This is a genomic window from Ruminiclostridium cellobioparum subsp. termitidis CT1112, assembly GCF_000350485.1.
GTDB lineage: Bacteria > Bacillota > Clostridia > Acetivibrionales > DSM-1351 > Ruminiclostridium > Ruminiclostridium termitidis.
The window spans coordinates 42,210-60,303 of record NZ_AORV01000010.1; the positions used below are offsets into that span (position 1 = coordinate 42,210).

The following is an 18,094-nucleotide window of genomic DNA, read 5'->3' on the forward strand; positions in this document are numbered from 1 at the left end:
AAATTCTCAGCCGGCAAGAGTACCCTGGGTTCCGTTTTTATTATTCTCAAGCTTGCTTGCATCAGGAAACAGATTGTTGATTATAGCATTCACAAAGTTGATGAGCTGCTTTCTGAAAAGCAATGCAACTCCCACCAATACAGCTATAATAATTATTACCTCAACAGTACCCATCCCATCTTCTTCTGTAAAAAACCTTTTTAATGCAGAATTCATAACTGACCTCCTAAATAATAAAATCTTGATATTCCCTTTTTAAAAATCCGATGCTATCCCCTGCATGGAGAGAACTGCAGGAGTTACGACTATTATTAAAATCGCAAAAAACATTATCATCATCGGGAACAGGAGTTTTGTTGAAGCTTCCTCTCCCAATTTTCTTACTGCACTTTTGCGCATCTCCCAGCATTCATTTGACTGCAATCTCAATGAGAGGACCAAATCAGTTCCTCCCCTCTTGGTATTTTGCAAAATTGTCGACATTAATCTTGATATTTCAGGCACTTTGACCCTTTTTGCAAACTGGCTGTAGGCCTCGGCTTCATTCTTCCCTGCTTTCAGGTCGCATACAGTTTTCTCAACCTCTTGATAAAAAGTGCTCCTGCTGCCGGTTCTGTCGCCGGAAATCTTCTCCCAGGCCTTTGACATTGTCATCCCTGCATTTAACAGTAAGGTAAGTTTATTAATAAAATTCGGAAATTCCAGCTGAATCTCCAGTCTTCTCAATTTCACCCTGTTCTTCAGACGTGTATCCTCCACTATCATAATTAAGGCCATCAGCATTACAATGTAAATCATATATGACAGATCATATCCTGAAGCCAGAGCAGTAATCAATTCCAAAATGACAAAAAGTGCAAATAGGGCAATCTTATTGGCATACATTACTCTTATGTAAAAGAAGGAGTATTCCTGACCGTATACTTCACAAATAAAGTTAAGGATTCTCCTGTCATAGGCAGAATTAAACGAATAGCCATATCTGTCAAGAACATACAGGCCGATAGGAAGAAATCTTTTCAAAAAGCGGTCCTTTGACTTGTCCAGAGCCTTAATATATGCCAGGTACCTGGCATAGTTACCCGCAAGTATGACCAGCAGGTACGAGATACTGCCCATGAGAGCAGCTAATGTGATTATTTTTATAAGAAGCATATTTCACAACCTAATATTCATAATTTTACCGGATAGTACATAAGCAGCCCATAGCAGCAGCAGGCACAATGTCATTGCCATTTTCCCCTGAACCGTTGTAAATATGGGACTGATGTAATCCTGGGCAGTCAGGGATAAAAGAAGAATCATAGCAACAGGCATAATATTCAAGATTTTTTGCTCAAAATTTCTTGAAGACAACAGAGTTTCTATTTCCTGCTTCATTTCTATTTTGTCGCTTATTATTCCCGAGGCATTCTTTATTGCTTCTATCAAATTCCCTCCGGCCCTCTTGCAAATGCTTATCACATCGGAAAAATTAACTATATCCTCCAATTTGCTGCGTTTGGCCAGATCCCATATGGCCTCCTCCACTGTGATGTTTAAAGACAGCTTATGAATTATGATTCTGGTCTCTTTGATTATGTCGCTCTCTTCACCTGGGTATAGAACGAGCAAATCGCCCAGGGCAACATTGAAGGCATTCTCTATTGCTTTGCCTGAAGACAGAGAGGAGGCCAAAGATGTCAGCAAATCTTTAAACTGAATATTCAGCTCATTTTTTCGTTTGTCTATCAATTGCTTTTTCTTATACTTCAGGTATAAAATTCCCAACGGACTGAGAATTCCGGCAAATACAACACTTCTGTAAAAGAGATAGGAAACTGTAAAAATAACTGCTGAAGCAAGTAATATATAGAATACCTTCCATTTCAGAGGTATCAAATAAATATCGTAGTCCTGCAAAAACTATCCCTCCTTAAACATCAGTGAAATCATATTCACTGACAATATACTATATATCACATGATAAGCCTGCATTTATCATTTTTTGAGTATTAACCAATGGATTTGCACTTCTTTCCAAACAGCCGGTAACCTTGCCGGTTAAACCGGTATTGTCCCCATGAACCTCTTCAAAGCTAAACAGCGGGTTGAGCATATACTGTCCGTTCTCAAGACCCAGCACTTCTGAAATTTCAAGTGTTCGTCTGGATTTATCCCTCAATCTTGACAGAAAAACAATTATATCTATTGCCGAGGCTATCTGCTTACGTACTGCTTCAAGGGGTATGGCCGATGAGCTCAATATCATTGTCTCAAGCCTTGACAGCATATCCATGGCTGAATTGGCATGGCCTGTTGAAAGTGAACCGTCATGACCCGTATTCATTGCCTGCAGCATGTCAATAGCTTCAGGTCCTCTTACTTCGCCAACTATGATCCTGTTTGGCCTCATTCTAAGAGAGGTCTTTATCAAATCCCTGATGGTGATCTCACCTCTTCCCTCCAGATTGGCATTTCTGGTCTCAAGCCTGACGAGGTTCGGGATATTGTGTATTTGCAGTTCTGCAGAATCTTCTATTGTAATGATTCTCTCATCCTGTGGGATATAATTTGATAATGCATTGAGAAAGGTGGTTTTGCCAGAACCGGTTCCGCCGCTGATAAAAATATTGTATTTTGCCACCACCAGTTTTCTCAGAGTATCGGCGGCTTGGGCCGTCAATGACCCAAGCTCTATGAGCTTTTCCATATTAACGGGTTTGTCGGGAAATTTTCTGATGGTAACGATTGGCCCATTAAGAGCAATGGGCGGAAGAACCACATTTATTCTTGAGCCGTCTTTGAGCCTGGCATCCACAATAGGTGTGGACTCGTTGACCGTCCGGTTTACTGCTGTTACCATTATTTGAATTATGTCTTCCAGCTTTTGAGAAGATTCAAAATGAAGATCAAGTCTTTCACTTTTTCCATTCCTCTCTATAAAAATATTATCCGGCCCGTTTATCATTATCTCGGTGATACCGGGGTCCTCAAGCACGGGCTGGATAATATCAAGTCTGCGCAGGGAATTGAAAATGGACGATATTATTTCCTTCTTTTCACAGGTGCTTAAAATAATTTCTCTCGATTTTTCAAATACCGATTTTTCAACTATTTCACTAATTTCTTCATCCGATAAATTCCTCTTTAAATCAATTCTTTCATTTATAGCAGCTTTAATTTCGTTTACCAGGTTCTGATTCAATTTTTATCCTCCAGGTTGACTGCTGATGTATCTGCCGGCGATTTTTTTTATGGAATTGTATATTTCTTCAGGTCCTCCCATTATACTGAACTTTTTTGAATTGACAATTTCATTGAAGGGAATTTGAGAAATGAAACTTTCTTTAGATATGAAATGTGGGAATAATGGGAGACCCTGATTTGATACTTTATTTGCAACATATAAGAATTTATGTAACAAATAAGAATGTTGACCTGTTGTATTTGAAAGCATGCTTAAGCTTTCCATAAAGACCTTTGTTTTATGTAAACATATTTCTTCGTCAGTGATAATATATATAACTTCATCAGCATTTACGAAGACTTCTATTGAGTTGGAGTCAAACCTCGAATCCATATCAATGACAATAAGGTCGTATTTTCCGCATTCCTTCAGCGAATTCATGAGAAATTCAATATCCCCGGGAAGCAGCTCATTTATTTCAAAGGGATGCTTCGCCTCCTTGAAATAAAAAATATTTGCAGACGGATCCTGACACCACAGGGCTGGAAGCTTTGATAGCAGATTCCTGTCCCTTTGCTGTACATAATAAATAATTTCAGATAGCGAGTATTCCGCATTGCAGGAAAAAAAGAAATTTGTGGATTGAAACTGTTCCAGATTCAGATAGAAAACCTTTAGACCGGATAGAGAACAAAATGAACTTATTCCCATGGCAATGGAGGTTTTTCCGACACTGCCCGAAGCAGAGTAGACAGCTGTTACTTTCGTGTTTTTTTCCTTAGTATTTTTTATGATATTTCCTGTATTTATAAAGCCATTGACAATATCTCCGGCAATTTTATCGACTTCCTTGTATTTATATATCGAAGGGATTTCTGAAAAGCTGCTCTCTGTGATTCCTGATGATAAGATAAAGATAGGCTTTGCAAAATATTTTTTTATTTGGAGATAATACTTTTCACAGGTGAGAACAATGTCGGGGTCGATTTTTTTTATCCATTCTTCAATGTTATAGGAATTGCTGCAATAATTTACAAGCAAGGTTTCAGAAAAATTATGGGTAAGAGAATTACACAGATTGAACGAATATTCATCATCATCGTCCATAATCATTATTTTTATGAGTGACATTAGCTTTCTCCAGTTCTTTTGTATAATATATATAAATCTCTCTAAAAGTATAAGCGAATTGGAAAATGAGAAGGTTTTTAAACGATCTATTTAAATTATAAATACAGATTTATTTTTTGTCAACATGTTTTTTCTAAATTTGTTAATTTATTTCATTTTTCTCAATTTATGTATCCATTAATTGACAATTTACCAAATTTTGTACTTGCATTTACTTTGATATCTCCCTCTGATCCGGTAAATTGATTATGGGATATAGTGCCGGCTGTGTCAAGGCTTATAGCCGAGGTAACAGGAAAGGTTAGCTCAATATTCCCGGTTCTGGTTTCAAAGGAATGGGTAGACTTACCTTCACATTCAGCCTTTACATATATATTCCCTTTTTCAATTTTAACCTCGGAAGCTCGGGTCAGTCTGCCGGAATTCAGTCTGAAATTGCCATTTTCACAATGTATCGACATTGAGCCGTATAAAGCTTTAATCTCTGCACTTGCAGCCTCCAGTTCTGCTTTTATGCTTCCTTCGAATTTATCTTCGACTACAAGACTCCCCTGTTCCTGTACCAGCTCAATGCTGTTGATTCTCCGGGGAATTGTAAGCTTGACTTCCGAAAAAATATCATTTGAATTTTTGATATTTCCGTCATAGTCTACCGAAATATAGCAGATATTATCCTTAACCGTACTCTTGACTGAAAATTTGTTAAGAAGCTTTTGAAGCTGCTCATCAGTTTTTTTGTCCCTGACCGTATGTTTAATTTCACAGCTTATTTCGGGCTTGTCCCAGCAGAATATCTGAAGTTTTCCCGAGTCCACCGAAATATCCAGTGTCCTTACTTTTTTACTTAGCTCAATTGTAGAATTCTTATATTGATAGGTGCCTTGCTTATGAAGGGCAACAGCCTGCCGACCGCAGCCTGCTAATAGAATTGTTATAAATAGAAACAGAAAATATATGGTTAATCTCTTCATGGTAGTCTCCTGCAATATTATTATCGCAAGAATAATACCATATTTTTCCACATAAACTCAATTATTTCCTGTCCACCCCACTTTGAAGAATGGACAGGCTAATTATTCATACAGTAATATTTTTAAAGCCTGCTGATCAGATCAGACTTTTCATGTAACCGGCATAATGTGAAAAAACTATTCCCGGCTCCTCCAGGTCAAGGCACCATCTCTTTACCCATTCAAGAGACAGATATCCTTTATAGTCATTTTCCTTAAGTATTCTGACTATACTTTTAATGGGAATATCGCCATGTCCCATCATCTTATACTTTATAACACCATCAACCACTATTGAATCCTTGATATGAATGAAGGAAATATGGTTCTTCAGATTTTCATAAGTTTCCTCTACAGACTCATTGAAAAATCTGATTGGATGGTGGACATCCCATAAAACTCCTACATAATCCGACGCCACCTTTTCAATGGCCGCCTTCAATACCTTTGAAGCTGCAAAAACTCCATTTGTTTCTACGAGAAGCTTTACGCCCTTCTCTTGAGCCTTTACTGACAGTTTTCTCAGGTTATCGATTACAAACTCAATGTCAACATCGCCGGGCTGAGGCTGTGCATCTCCCAATACTCTGACATAAGGTGCACCGAGTTTTGAAGCAAGTTCAATATAGTCCTGTGCTTCCTGAATATGCTTATCAATATTTGCTTTATCAAATAAATAACTTGCAGACGTCAGGCAAGGTATTTCAAGACCTATTTTATCAAGCTTCTTTTTAGTCAAATCAATATTTTCAATAGTAAATTGTTTAGCTCTGGGTGCATATAATTCATTTCCTATACCTCGAATTTCAATACCATCAAAGCCGATGTCCTTTGCTGTCGAGAGCATATCCTCCCAACTCCAGCCAGGACAGCCCAGCGTAGAAAATGATATCTTCATATTAACCTCCCGTCCGTGTGCCGTTGACACACAGTTAAATTGTAATCAATAGACATTTAACTAGTTCTCATAATAACATTTTTTTCCGTTGACTGCAAGGAAACAAAACCCATCAATACCGTGATGCACTGCAGCCTTTAATACGCTGTATAAGTATTGCCATATATATTATAATATTATTCTTTTGATATCTTTTAGAAGTTCAGGAAATAATCCATTTTAGGTCTTAAGATTTATACTTTTAAGATTTATGCTTTTTAAAAATGGTAAGTAATGCTTTATAAAGGAGATACCCGGATATACCCCCCAGGAGGTTCAGAAAAATATCATCGATATCGCTTATCCCTGAGCTTGTCAGGTATTGAACAACTTCAACAAGAACAGTTGCAAAAATGGAAGCAGCAATTACCCTGCTGAATTTTTTCATACTTTCAAAAGCTAATGGCAATAGAAAACCCATCGGCATGAATGCCACTATATTTCCTGCCAGGTTTACTATCACACTGCGGGTTCCCATATGACGGGTCAAATATTGCATTATAGTTGAAAACGGGACAATATTTATTCCTCTCAGTCCGTTTCCGCGGCCGTAATGGGAACTGAAAAAAGTAAGGTAGGCCAATAAAAAGAGATATGCTGTCAGCAAAAATACAGCCACATATTTTAAACTTCTGCCGGTAATTTTCTTCATTGACCACACCTGTACTTTCCTATGTTTATATTCTACGCTCTAAAATAGTCCACTCCTGCCTGGAATAACTGCTGATCCTTCTCTCCCGGCACATTCTTATACAGGTTTGTCCCTATTCTCTCTGAGTGTCCCATTTTACCGAATACTCTTCCGTCAGGGCTTGTAATGCCTTCTATGGCATTTACCGATCCGTTGGGATTATAGCTGATATCGTATGTCGGCCTGCCGTTGGAATCAACATATTGGGTAGCTATCTGACCATTTGCCTGCAGAGTTTCCAGCACATCGCTGCCGGCTGTAAATCTGCCCTCACCATGGGAGATGGCTACTGTGTGAATGTCTCCAACCTTTACGTTGTTCAGCCACGGTGAAAGGTTTGAAGTTATCTTGGTATTCACCAGACAGGACTGGTGATGTCCAATAGTGTTGAAGGTAAGCGTCGGGCAGCTTTCATCAATATCCCTGATTTCCCCGAAGGGCAGCAATCCAAGCTTTACCAGTGCCTGGAAGCCGTTGCATATGCCAAGCACCAGACCATCCCTCTCCTTGAGCAGCTTCATCACAGCCTGGCTGACCACAGGATTTCTGAAGGCTGTGGCGATGAATTTGCCTGAGCCTTCTGGTTCGTCTCCGGCACTGAAGCCGCCCGGAATCATTATTATCTGGGAATTGTTGATCAATCTTTCCATCTCTTTGATAGATGCTTCTATATCATTATGCGAGAGGTTTCTTATAACCAGAGTTTCAACAATTCCGCCCGCTTTTTCAAAAACCTTTTTAGTATCGTATTCACAGTTGGTGCCCGGGAATACAGGTATAAATATCCTTGGTATGGCAAGCTTTACGGATGGCCTTGCCTTTTTACCGGCTTCATGTTTATATTCCACAGGGGCTGCCGCCTGCTGCTTTACTCTGGTCGGGAATACCTTTTCCAGAGGTGCCTGCCACTTTTCTACAAGCATGGCCAGTGGTATTTTTTCTCCTGCAACCTTTATTTCGGCAGTGGAAGCTGTAATACCAAGCACCGTGTAATTTATGCCCGACAGAACCGATGACAGCTCGGTGCTTTCTTTAACTTCAATAACAATTGAGCCATAGAGCGGCTTAAACAGCATTGCTGTTTCCATATTCCCGGCAAAATCAAATCCAATCATATTTCCAAAGGCCATTTTGCTGATTATTTCAGCTATACCGCCTTCTCTTACCGAGCTTGCAGACAATATTGACTTCTGGGCAGCCATTTGGTGAACAGCTTCATAAACCCTCTCCAGTTCTTCGAAGTCGGGAAGGTTATTCCGGTCCAGTCCAACCGGCAAAAGTACAACTTTGTTCCCAGCCCCTTTAAACTCATTGGAAACAACATTGTTTACATTTACTGTATCTACTGCAAAGGATACAAGTGTAGGCGGGACATCCAGCTCATTGAAGCTGCCCGACATGCTGTCCTTGCCCCCAATTGCGGCAGTTCCGAGTTTCATTTGTGTATAGTATGCACCCAGCAGTGCGCTTAAAGGCTTGCCCCAGCGTTTTGCATCCCTTCCCGGCTTCTCGAAATATTCCTGCAGTGTCAATCTGATCTTTTTGCAGTCACCGCCCATGGCTGCAATTTTTGCCACAGATTCCACAACTGCAAACACCGCACCGTGGAAGGGACTCCACGTGGATATTTCAGTATTGCAGCCATAGGACATCAAGGTTCCGGTAGTGGTGTCCCCTTCCATTAACGGCAGCTTTGCGGCCATACCCTCGGCAGGCGTGAGCTGGTTCTTTCCACCGAAGGGCATCAGGACTGTATTTGCGCCTATTGTTGAATCAAAGCGCTCCACAAGCCCTTTCTGACTGCATCTGTTCAGGTTCTGAAGGTTTTCCACCCACTTTTCGGTAAGATTCTCAATTTTTATATTTTTATATCTGTCAAAATAGCTCTCCTCATCCGGAGCAGTTATCTCAATGTCTATTCTTTGCTTTGCTCCGTTTGAATTCAGAAATTCCCGGCTTAAATTGACTATGGTTTTGCCCCTCCAGTTCATCTTAAGCCTGGGTGCCGCAGTAACCTCGGCGACCACAACGGCCTCAAGGTTTTCTTCATTTGAATATTTAATGAATTTTTCCACATCATACGAATTTACAACTACAGCCATTCTCTCCTGGGATTCGGAAATAGCCAGCTCTGTCCCGTCCAGACCTTCATATTTCTTTGGAACCATATCCAGATCTATTTCAAGTCCGTCGGCCAGTTCGCCGATAGCCACCGATACGCCTCCTGCACCGAAGTCGTTGCATCTCTTGATCAAGGTGCTTACCTCGGGGTTTCTGAACAGGCGCTGGATCTTTCTCTCTGTGGGAGCATTTCCCTTCTGAACTTCAGCTCCGCAGGTTACCAGCGATTCTTCGGTATGCGCCTTGGATGAACCCGTTGCTCCTCCGCAGCCGTCTCTCCCCGTCCTGCCTCCCAGCAGTACTATCCTGTCGCCGGCTACCGGCTGCATGCGCACAACATTTTTCCTGGGGGCGGCGCCTATTACGGCACCTATCTCCATCCTCTTTGCAACATAGCCTTCATTGTATATTTCAGCAACCTGCCCTGTCGCAAGACCTATCTGGTTGCCGTAGGAGCTGTAGCCGGCTGCGGCGCCGGTGGTTATTTTCTTTTGAGGCAGCTTTCCGGGAATGGTTTCTTCCATCTTCTTTCTGGGGTCGCCGCTTCCTGTCACCCTCATCGCCTGATAGACATATACCCTTCCCGAAAGCGGGTCGCGGATGGCGCCGCCCAGACAGGTGGCAGCTCCTCCAAAAGGTTCTATTTCTGTGGGATGGTTATGTGTTTCGTTCTTGAACATTACCAGCCATTCTTCATTCTTTCCGCCTATATCGGCATTAACAACAATACTGCAGGCATTGATTTCATCCGAAAGGTCCAGATCCTCCAGCCTGCCCTGCTTTTTAAGCTGCTTCATAGCCATGAGCGCAACATCCATCAGGCATATATCCCTGTCGGAACGCCCCTTGTAAATATCTTCTCTGGCAGACTTGTAGTCATTAAAAGTTTCTTCTATCACTTTGGTATATTTACCCGGCTGAAATCTGACGTCGTCGATGCAGGTAAGGAAGGTGGTATGCCGGCAGTGATCCGACCAGTAAGTATCTATCATTCTCATTTCAGTTACAGATGGATCTCTTTTCTCGGTATTTTTAAAATATTCCTGACAGAACACAATATCATCAAAAGACATTGCAAAGCCCATTTCTTTCAGAAGACCCGAAAGCTGTTCCCGGTCCATATTTATAAATCCGTTGACAGTTGCCACAGCCTCCGGCTGTTCAACCTCGGTTCTCAGGGTTTCAGGCTTTTCCATCCCTGCTTCCCTGCTTTCAACCGGATTTATATAAAATTTCTTGATAGCTGCAAGGTCCTGCTCAGAAACTGAGCCGCCCAGCACTATTACTCTGGCAGCCTTTATTTCAGGACGTTCTCCCTGGGTCAGCAGCTGTATGCACTGGGCGGCCGAATCGGCTCTCTGGTCATACTGTCCGGGCAGGTATTCAACCGCAAAGGCCTTGCAGCCGGCAGGGATTGCATATTCTTCATCGTATGCAAAATCTACGGGAGGTTCCGAAAAGATAGTGTTTCGTGCCATCCTGTACTCCTGGTCGCTAATTCCTTCCATATCATACCGGTTTACTATTTTTACCCACTCCAGTGACTTTATGCCCAATGTTTCGGTCAGGTCGGACAAAAGCCCCTGTGCCTCCACATCATATGGTTTTTTCTTTTCAACAAAAAGTCTTTTTACTATGCTTCCCATATCGGCTCCGTTTCCGGCGTAAAATTCACGCCATTCAAAATTCAGAATATGTTAAAAAATCTATATTTATCAGTTAAGGACAGGATGATATTTAAATTATAATATGATAAAATATATTAGTAAAATTAATATTATTAATATTTTACATTAGGAGTACTTATGGATATAAACTTTGAGCTGTATAAAATATTTTATTACTGCTGCTCCAATAAAAGTTTCTCGACAGCAGCAAAAAAGCTGTTTATTTCACAATCGGCGGTGAGCCAGTCAATCAAGCAGCTGGAGACCCAGCTGGGAGTAACACTTTTCTTCAGAAAATCCAGAGCCATTCAATTGACTTCGGAAGGAGAAATGCTCTTCAGTTATGTATCACAGGCCTTTAATTTTCTGAAAACGGCCGAATCGAAGCTTCAGGAGCTGGAGGATTTGAAATCCGGTGAGATACGGATAGGTGTCAGTGATTCCATATGCAAATACTTCGTTATGCCATATATTAAAAATTTCGGACTTCTGTACCCTCAGATAGCTATAAAAGTAGTAAACCGTACCACTCCTCAGCTGCTGGAGGTACTGAAAAACGGCATGGTGGACATGGTCATTTCGACCCTTCCGGTAAACGGTGAAATATACTCGGCAGTACCATTTATAACTGTTGATGATATTTTTGTTGCTTCTGAAAAATATTCCGGACTTAAAGGCAGAGAAATATCTCTTGAGGAATTGAACACCAACCCCCTGGTCATGCTCCCTCCCGACAGTTCCACCCGGAAGGCCATCGATGCCTTTTTTGCCCGGCATGGCCTTGCCTGCTCCCCTGAAATAGAACTTGAAAGCCTTGACCTGCTGGTGGAGTTCGCCCTGATCGGCACAGGAATTGCTTATGTTCTGAAGAACAGTGCGGTTGAACATATTAAAAGCGGGCAGTTGTTCCATATAAAAACCATGGAAGAACTGCCGCAAAGAGAGGTCGGCATAGTTACCATGAAAAATGTAATGCTTTCAAAAGCAGTCAAAACTTTTATAGATATCCTTCTGTGATAAATATTTGTTGCAGTTATTTAATTTAACGTGTTGTGCCAGTTAATTTAATCTTTACTTTACCTGTGTAATTTTTTATATCAACTGGTAACTTCCGTACTAACTTCATGAAATAAGGATACCCACAAAACAATTGCGAAAATTGTATCGCCTCATTTAAAGCGGTTTTGCCGTCGTCGACAATTTACCGCAATTGTTTTTAACTGTGCATCTTATTTCATGAAGTTGTCCTCTCGTACCAGTTGATTCTGATTAAATCTATCTGTAAAGCAAAACAAAATTTTAATTAGCACAACGGGTTAATTTAATGCTTGTACCAGTATAATATTGTACCGGTTTTAAAAACGCAGGTACTTTTCGTAATAAATGGCTGCTGACTCACCAGGAGCACCATTGATTTAAAGACATGAATTAAAATTGTTCCTTATTGTCTGTACAAACAGATTTTAACCAGGAAAGTACCCTGCAAAGTTTTTATAAAAACTCCTTGATCAATTCCTCTTTCTCTTTTGAGAAATCGACGAAATCCTCATTGACCCTGATAACGGGAGCATATGCACACTGATTTGGAACATATACCACCTCACCGATTTCCCCGTTTTTAAGCTTTACCTTTGAACCCACATAATAGCTGGGCATATTTGTAAATAGGGCCATCATGATCTTGGGATCAACTGTTTCAAAGCCCACATTTTCCAGTTCTTTAAAAGCTGTGAAGGGAGTCTGTCTTCCCCTGTAGACTCTTTCGGAGGTTATTGCATCGAAAATATCCGATACAGTAACAATTTTGGAATACAGATTTTTTTGACTGCCTTTTATTCCGAAAGGATAACCGGTGCCGTCTTCTTTTTCGTGATGCATTATTACAGCCCTTTTGATATCCATACTGATCCCTTTGATGCCTTTTACTATTTCATAACCGTAAACAGTATGTCTTTTCATGATCTCATATTCACAATCAGTTAATGCACCCTTTTTATTCAGTATTTCTTCGGGAATCCGTGCCTTACCCACATCATGGAGCAAGCCGGCCATTACTATTTCCTTTAACTGCTTTTTGCCAAAGCCCAGCCATTTGCCAAGAAGCATGGAATATACCGAAACATTGACCAGATGTGAATATGTATAGGAATCTGCAATTCGGACTGAATTTACACAATCCATCAGAGAGCCGCAGTCATTTATCTTGCTGTAAATATGCTCGGATATATCCTCGGCCTTGCTGAAGTCCAATTTTTTACCCGAGGCAAGGTCCTGGAGCATCTGTTTTGCAACATTGACATCCTCAATATATTTTTTCTGGTCTTGGTTTAATTTTTCATTGGATAGATACTCATCCCCATGAACAGGATTTGAATTATAGATAAAGATTTTGTCAATTCTGAAGTCAACAAGCTTTTTTAAAATATAATCCGTAATAATGGTATTTGAGGGCACAATCATGTTACCGCCCACCGAGTACACGTCTTCGCCCAGATAACTTCCCAAAATATCTTCATTAACTCCGACATATATTTTTTCCATAGTATCCCGCCCGCTTTCTCATTAATTAAGAAAAACTTAAGAAATACACCCACTATTTTTTTTACAAGAATATTATATAATAAAGTTGGGAAATAGTCACCCAAATTTCGCCATTTAAGTACAATATATGTAAAATTTTTTTTACATTATATTGGGAACCTTTATTATTATTGGTTCGTCTAAATATGGTTAGGAAAATTCAGGCAAAGGAGGAATGAATTTATTTGGAGAATATCATCGAAGTAAAAGGAATCCGCAAAGTATACAGAGTTGGTAATGAAAAGGTCATAGCTCTTGAAAATATCGATCTTTCCATAGGCAAGGGTGAAATATGCTGCCTGCTTGGAACTTCGGGTTCAGGAAAATCCACGCTGCTGAATCTCATGGCCGGGCTTGAGAAACCGACCAGAGGTGAAATCATAATAAAAAATACACATGTTGAGAAATTAGACGAAAAAAGGCTTGTGCTTTTTCGGCAAAAATATATTGGTTTCGTTTTTCAATCCTACAATCTGCTCCCAAACCTGACAGCCATGGAAAATGTCGGACTGCCGCTGGCCTTTAAAGGAATTCCCCGTTGGATAAGGGACAAGAAATCAAAGCAGATGCTTAGCTCTGTGGGGCTCAAATCCCACAGCAACAGAAAGCCTTCGCAGATGAGCGGCGGCCAGCAGCAAAGGGTGGGCATTGCAAGAGCCTTCGTAGGCAATCCGGAAATAGTTTTCGCCGACGAACCCACAGGAAATCTTGATTCCAAAACCACCGTGGAGGTCATGGACCTGATTACCGGAATTGCCAGAAAAAACAATCAAACTTTGATAATAGTTACACATGATACAAACATTGCCGGTTACGCCGACAAAATAATACATATTCTGGACGGCAATATTGAAAAAGTGGAATTTAAAACTCCTTCCTTGATAAAATAGAAGGAATTTACCAAAATAAATTTAAAAATAACACCAAAGTGTAGCCTGGAGGATAAAAACTTATGAAAACCGTAAAAAAATATAATTCTATTCTGCTGATATGCCTGATAGTACTATCAAATGTTTTATTTAGAGTTACCCCTGTGAATGCCGAGGTAAATGATGTGGTTTTGAGCGGCTATAGCTATAACATATCCAATTCTCCGACACTTACAGACGGCGATACGTTCAATATAACCCTTCATGTCAAAAAAAACACCTCAAATGCTGTGGTGGATTATATTGAAATCACCGGCTCCTCCTTTTCCCTGAAGGACGGAGGATCGACGCTGACAGCAAGGCCCGAAGGATCAAATTTTTAAAACCGATGATACGACCTTCGTCTTTAACGGAGGCTCTAAAAGACTGGAAGTTAATATTTATTATAAAATCAACGGTGTTGAATACAATTTATCCGATTTTATCAACATATCACAGGCCATACCCGATACTTCCTCCTCAGCACCGGAAGATACCACTAAAAAAGCACCTAAAATAGTAATTTCAGGTAACTCCCCCATACCGTCGGGACAGGCGGGATATCAAATTACCTATGCACTGCCCATAAAGAACGCAGGACAGTATGTGGCCAAAAAGGTCACTGTTTCCCCCGTATTGGACGGCTCTGTTCCAATTGAGATAGAATCAATGAATCTGTCTCAAACCATTGACTCAATGCTCCCCAATGAGGCTACCGAGGTTAAATTCACCTTCAGCATCACTCCCGGAGCGGCAGCCAAGACATACCCCATTAAATTTAATATTCAATTCTACAATACATATAATGATTATTACAGTACCACAGAAACCGGCTATATAAAAACACTGGAAGGAAACGCCCTTCCAAAGCTGATCCTTAAAACCGTGACTACAAATCCTTCTCCCGTACAGCCGGGACAGGACTTTCGGATGGATATCACACTTGAAAACGAAGGCCAGTTATCTGCAAAAAACGTTTCAGTTACGCTGTTAGGCCTGAAAAATGACGGTGTCAGTATCCAGGGAACCACAAGCAAGCAAACCCGTTCAATCATATACGGATATGATACTTCAACAATAACATATAATCTTTCGGCATCAAAGAAAATAGAGGCCGGTGCCAATAGTCTGAAATTGAAGCTTGACTATTCAGATCCTGACGGTGAAAGCCATTCCGATGAGATTGATTTCTTTATCAATATACAGGGACAGGACTCCCAGACAATAGTCGAACTGAAAAATATTGTTTCCCCCGCCTCTGCGCTCTCCCCAGGAGAAAACGCATTGGTGGCTTTTGACGTTGTGAATACCGGAACTGAAGATGCACGGAACGTAAAAGTAACAGTTACCGCGGATAAGGAAATAATTCCCAGGACACAAAACACTATAATTATTCCTACACTGAAAAAAGGAGAAACAAAAAATGTACAGTTCCAGCTGTTTATTTCAGATGAAGCCGTAACAAAAAATTACGCTGTCGCACTGAATGTGGAATATGATGTACCTTCCGCAGATGCGGCTTCCAAGCAGACTGTAATGCAATATGTGGGTTTCTATGTAGAAAATTCCACCGGAAAAACCGTACCCAGGTTAATAATTGACAGCTACAGTATCAATCCCAAGACCATTAAGGCAGGACAGCCCTTTACCCTGGATTTGTCAATATTGAATACAAGCAAATCATCGGCAATAAAAAATGTTAAGATCACCCTTAATTCTGATGATGGTACTTTTTCCACGGTTAATTCAAATTCTTTTTACATAGATAATATTTCACCAAAAAAGAATGTTAAGAAACAAATCAGTTTTTCCTCAAAATCGGATGCGGCACCGAAGCAGTATACCATCAGTGTAAATTATGACTATGAGGACGATAAGGGAAATCCTTATACGACAAAGGATATTGTGGGAATTCCCCTTACACAGGCAACAAGACTGGTAATAGGAGATTTCAGTTTTCCGCCTGAAGCATTTATCGGCAATCCTGTTCCTATAAACGTTAGTTTTTATAATATGGGCAAATCCACATTATATAACCTGTTGGTCAAGCTTGAAGGTGATTTTAAAGTTGAAGGCACCAGCTATTTTGTGGGAAATTTCGAACCCGGTAAGACCGATTCCTTTGACGGTGCAATAACCCCCGGAGCAGCAGGTCCGGTAAAAGGTTTCGTCATTTTTTCCTATGAGGACGCAGAAGGAAATCCACAAGAGGTTAAAAAGGAAATAACATTAAATGCCTCGGAAATGCCGGCTCCTCCCCCTATGCCCGGCGATGGTTCAATACCCCAGGAGGGCGGAAAGAAATTTCCGCTATGGGCATACATTGCATCAGGCACAGGCTTGCTTGCAGTCATGGTAACAGTAATTCTTCTGGTTCGTAGAAAAATAAGAAGAAGAAAGGAATTATTGTTCGATGAGGAGCTTTGATATTATATCCATGGGCTTGAAAAACCTGTTCAGAAGAAAAACCAGAACCGTATTGACCGTGCTGGGCGTTGTAATCGGAACAGCGGCAATTGTTGTAATGGTATCCCTGGGTATCGGCATGAATGAAAATTTCGAAGAGCAGCTGAAACAGATGGGCAATTTGAATATTATCAATGTGACAAAATACAGAAACTCTCCCGATAATACCGGTGGACCGCCAAAGGAGATTGTGCTTGACAGCATAGCCATATCAAAAATAAGTGCAATAAAAGGCATAAGAGGTGTGACACCGGTTGTGGAAGGCAATATGAAGCTGGTATCCGGCAAATATATGGCCTACGTTTCCGTTATGGGTATAGATGCCAGGACCATAGAGAATTTCGATTATCCTGTTGAACAGGGAAGATTGCTTCAAGAGGGCGATACCGATAAAATCCTGGTTGGAGGCAATATACCGCAGTATTTTTATAATCCTAAAACAAGATATGGTATGATGGGTCCAAACTCAAAGCCGCCTGTTGACGTATTGACAGACAAGCTGGAAGTAACCTTCGATATGAGTTACGGAGAAAAGCGGCGTCAGGAGGGGATCGGAGGTTCCGAAACCTCCGAAAAGCCGCCCAAGCTATATAAAGTCAAGGGAGTAGGCCTGTTGTCCGTCACTAACGATTGGCAGAAAGACGGATACATTTTCATGGATTACAACTACCTTCAAAAACTTATGAAGGATAATGCAAAATCTCAGAACGGAAAACAGGACAATTATTGGGGCATGCCCAGCACCGATACTTCCAAAGGCTTTGAAAGACTTATGGTCATGGTTGACAATATGAAGGATGTGGACCGCGTCCAGAAAGAAATAGATGAAATGGGATACGGTACGAACAGCCTTGCCGATATGAGAAAGCCCATGCAGAAACAGGCCCAGACCATACAGCTGGTACTGGGAGGCATAGGTGCGATTTCGCTTCTCATTTCCGCCCTCGGTATTACCAATACCATGATAATGTCAATATACGAAAGAACCCGTGAAATAGGTGTTATGAAGGTTTTGGGCTGCAAGATGAACAATATCCGGCAGCTGTTTCTCCTGGAAGCGGGCGTCATCGGATTTTTTGGCGGGTGCGTCGGTGTCCTCCTGAGTTATCTTGCCTCCCTGGTTTTAAATACCGTAGGGAGAAATATTATGAACTCAGGTGACGGCGGGATGGTAGGAATGGGCATGGGTATGGGAATGGGCATGAACAGCGGCGGTTCGAAGATATCGGTTATTCCGCCCTGGCTGGCTCTGCTGTCAATAGTTTTTGCAATATTGATCGGAATTGTTTCAGGTTTTTCCCCTGCAAGAAGGGCTATGAAACTCAGCGCACTGGAAGCCATCAAGTCAGAATAGGTGCATGCAGGTGTATGTAAAATAAATTTCGAAATAACTAAAAAAGTCGGCGGCAGCCGA

Annotated in this window: 15 protein-coding genes; 5 read left to right on the forward strand and 10 right to left on the reverse strand. The window is 41.0% G+C overall.

Translation table 11 applies throughout. The features are described 5' to 3' along the window. Positions 1-6 precede the first annotated feature (6 nt). The 9 genes from CTER_RS01715 to CTER_RS01755 form a co-directional block, all read right to left on the reverse strand. Positions 7-216: a Flp1 family type IVb pilin gene (locus CTER_RS01715; protein WP_004623202.1), complete on the reverse strand. Its 210-nt coding sequence runs from the start codon at positions 214-216 to the stop codon at positions 7-9. 39 nt (positions 217-255) lie between these two features. Further along, entirely contained in the window at positions 256-1,155 is a 900-nt protein-coding gene (locus CTER_RS01720) for a type II secretion system F family protein (RefSeq protein WP_004623284.1), read from the reverse strand. A 3-nt stretch (positions 1,156-1,158) separates the two neighbouring features. Then, positions 1,159-1,902 carry a type II secretion system F family protein gene (locus CTER_RS01725; protein ID WP_004623259.1) on the reverse strand — a complete coding sequence of 248 codons (744 nt, stop codon included), beginning with the start codon at positions 1,900-1,902 and terminating at the stop codon, positions 1,159-1,161. Positions 1,903-1,951: 49 nt separating this feature from the next. Beyond that, on the reverse strand, positions 1,952-3,187 hold the full coding sequence (locus CTER_RS01730; protein WP_004623282.1) for a TadA family conjugal transfer-associated ATPase: 1,236 nt from the start codon (positions 3,185-3,187) through the stop codon (positions 1,952-1,954). Between the two features lie 3 nt (positions 3,188-3,190). Further along, positions 3,191-4,300: a P-loop NTPase family protein gene (locus CTER_RS01735; protein WP_004623287.1), complete on the reverse strand. Its 1,110-nt coding sequence runs from the start codon at positions 4,298-4,300 to the stop codon at positions 3,191-3,193. Between the two features lie 161 nt (positions 4,301-4,461). Next, positions 4,462-5,271 carry a DUF4097 family beta strand repeat-containing protein gene (locus CTER_RS01740; protein ID WP_004623291.1) on the reverse strand — a complete coding sequence of 270 codons (810 nt, stop codon included), beginning with the start codon at positions 5,269-5,271 and terminating at the stop codon, positions 4,462-4,464. 136 nt (positions 5,272-5,407) lie between these two features. Further along, positions 5,408-6,208 (reverse strand): sugar phosphate isomerase/epimerase family protein, encoded by an 801-nt coding sequence (locus CTER_RS01745; protein ID WP_004623296.1) that lies wholly within the window; start codon positions 6,206-6,208, stop codon positions 5,408-5,410. A 241-nt stretch (positions 6,209-6,449) separates the two neighbouring features. Next, positions 6,450-6,899: a VanZ family protein gene (locus CTER_RS01750; protein WP_004623184.1), complete on the reverse strand. Its 450-nt coding sequence runs from the start codon at positions 6,897-6,899 to the stop codon at positions 6,450-6,452. 32 nt (positions 6,900-6,931) lie between these two features. After that, positions 6,932-10,705 (reverse strand): phosphoribosylformylglycinamidine synthase, encoded by a 3,774-nt coding sequence (locus tag CTER_RS01755; protein ID WP_004623206.1) that lies wholly within the window; start codon positions 10,703-10,705, stop codon positions 6,932-6,934. A 159-nt stretch (positions 10,706-10,864) separates the two neighbouring features. Between CTER_RS01755 and CTER_RS01760 the strand changes: the two genes are divergently transcribed. Then, on the forward strand, positions 10,865-11,743 hold the full coding sequence (locus tag CTER_RS01760; RefSeq protein ID WP_004623232.1) for a LysR family transcriptional regulator: 879 nt from the start codon (positions 10,865-10,867) through the stop codon (positions 11,741-11,743). Between the two features lie 474 nt (positions 11,744-12,217). On the opposite strand, the gene CTER_RS01765 is transcribed toward CTER_RS01760, so the two are convergent. After that, a complete protein-coding gene (locus tag CTER_RS01765; protein ID WP_004623270.1) occupies positions 12,218-13,267 on the reverse strand; it encodes an HD-GYP domain-containing protein in 1,050 nt (349 codons plus the stop codon). Between the two features lie 224 nt (positions 13,268-13,491). Here CTER_RS01765 and CTER_RS01770 point away from each other — a divergent pair, with 224 nt between their 5' ends. From CTER_RS01770 to CTER_RS01785, 4 genes are all read left to right on the forward strand, one after another. Next, the gene (locus tag CTER_RS01770) at positions 13,492-14,196 is read left to right on the forward strand and encodes an ABC transporter ATP-binding protein (protein WP_004623293.1); all 705 of its coding nucleotides are present in this window, start codon (positions 13,492-13,494) and stop codon (positions 14,194-14,196) included. A 62-nt stretch (positions 14,197-14,258) separates the two neighbouring features. Continuing rightward, a complete protein-coding gene (locus CTER_RS01775; protein WP_004623281.1) occupies positions 14,259-14,558 on the forward strand; it encodes a hypothetical protein in 300 nt (99 codons plus the stop codon). 262 nt (positions 14,559-14,820) lie between these two features. After that, a complete protein-coding gene (locus tag CTER_RS01780; RefSeq protein ID WP_004623286.1) occupies positions 14,821-16,641 on the forward strand; it encodes a COG1361 S-layer family protein in 1,821 nt (606 codons plus the stop codon). Then, positions 16,628-18,034: an ABC transporter permease gene (locus CTER_RS01785; protein WP_004623251.1), complete on the forward strand. Its 1,407-nt coding sequence runs from the start codon at positions 16,628-16,630 to the stop codon at positions 18,032-18,034. The genes CTER_RS01780 and CTER_RS01785 overlap by 14 nt, the downstream gene beginning before the upstream one ends. Positions 18,035-18,094: the final 60 nt, after the last annotated feature.

Bases quoted from the DNA above. Each gene is read 5' to 3' on its own strand.
- CTER_RS01775 (WP_004623281.1), top strand. From the start codon at position 14,259: ATGAAAACCGTAAAAAAATATAATTCTATTCTGCTGATATGCCTGATA.
- CTER_RS01720 (WP_004623284.1), bottom strand. From the start codon at position 1,155: ATGCTTCTTATAAAAATAATCACATTAGCTGCTCTCATGGGCAGTATC.
- CTER_RS01760 (WP_004623232.1), top strand. From the start codon at position 10,865: ATGGATATAAACTTTGAGCTGTATAAAATATTTTATTACTGCTGCTCC.
- CTER_RS01755 (WP_004623206.1), bottom strand. From the start codon at position 10,705: ATGGGAAGCATAGTAAAAAGACTTTTTGTTGAAAAGAAAAAACCATAT.
- CTER_RS01715 (WP_004623202.1), bottom strand. From the start codon at position 216: ATGAATTCTGCATTAAAAAGGTTTTTTACAGAAGAAGATGGGATGGGT.
- CTER_RS01740 (WP_004623291.1), bottom strand. From the start codon at position 5,271: ATGAAGAGATTAACCATATATTTTCTGTTTCTATTTATAACAATTCTA.
- CTER_RS01745 (WP_004623296.1), bottom strand. From the start codon at position 6,208: ATGAAGATATCATTTTCTACGCTGGGCTGTCCTGGCTGGAGTTGGGAG.
- CTER_RS01785 (WP_004623251.1), top strand. From the start codon at position 16,628: ATGAGGAGCTTTGATATTATATCCATGGGCTTGAAAAACCTGTTCAGA.
- CTER_RS01765 (WP_004623270.1), bottom strand. From the start codon at position 13,267: ATGGAAAAAATATATGTCGGAGTTAATGAAGATATTTTGGGAAGTTAT.
- CTER_RS01750 (WP_004623184.1), bottom strand. From the start codon at position 6,899: ATGAAGAAAATTACCGGCAGAAGTTTAAAATATGTGGCTGTATTTTTG.
- CTER_RS01735 (WP_004623287.1), bottom strand. From the start codon at position 4,300: ATGTCACTCATAAAAATAATGATTATGGACGATGATGATGAATATTCG.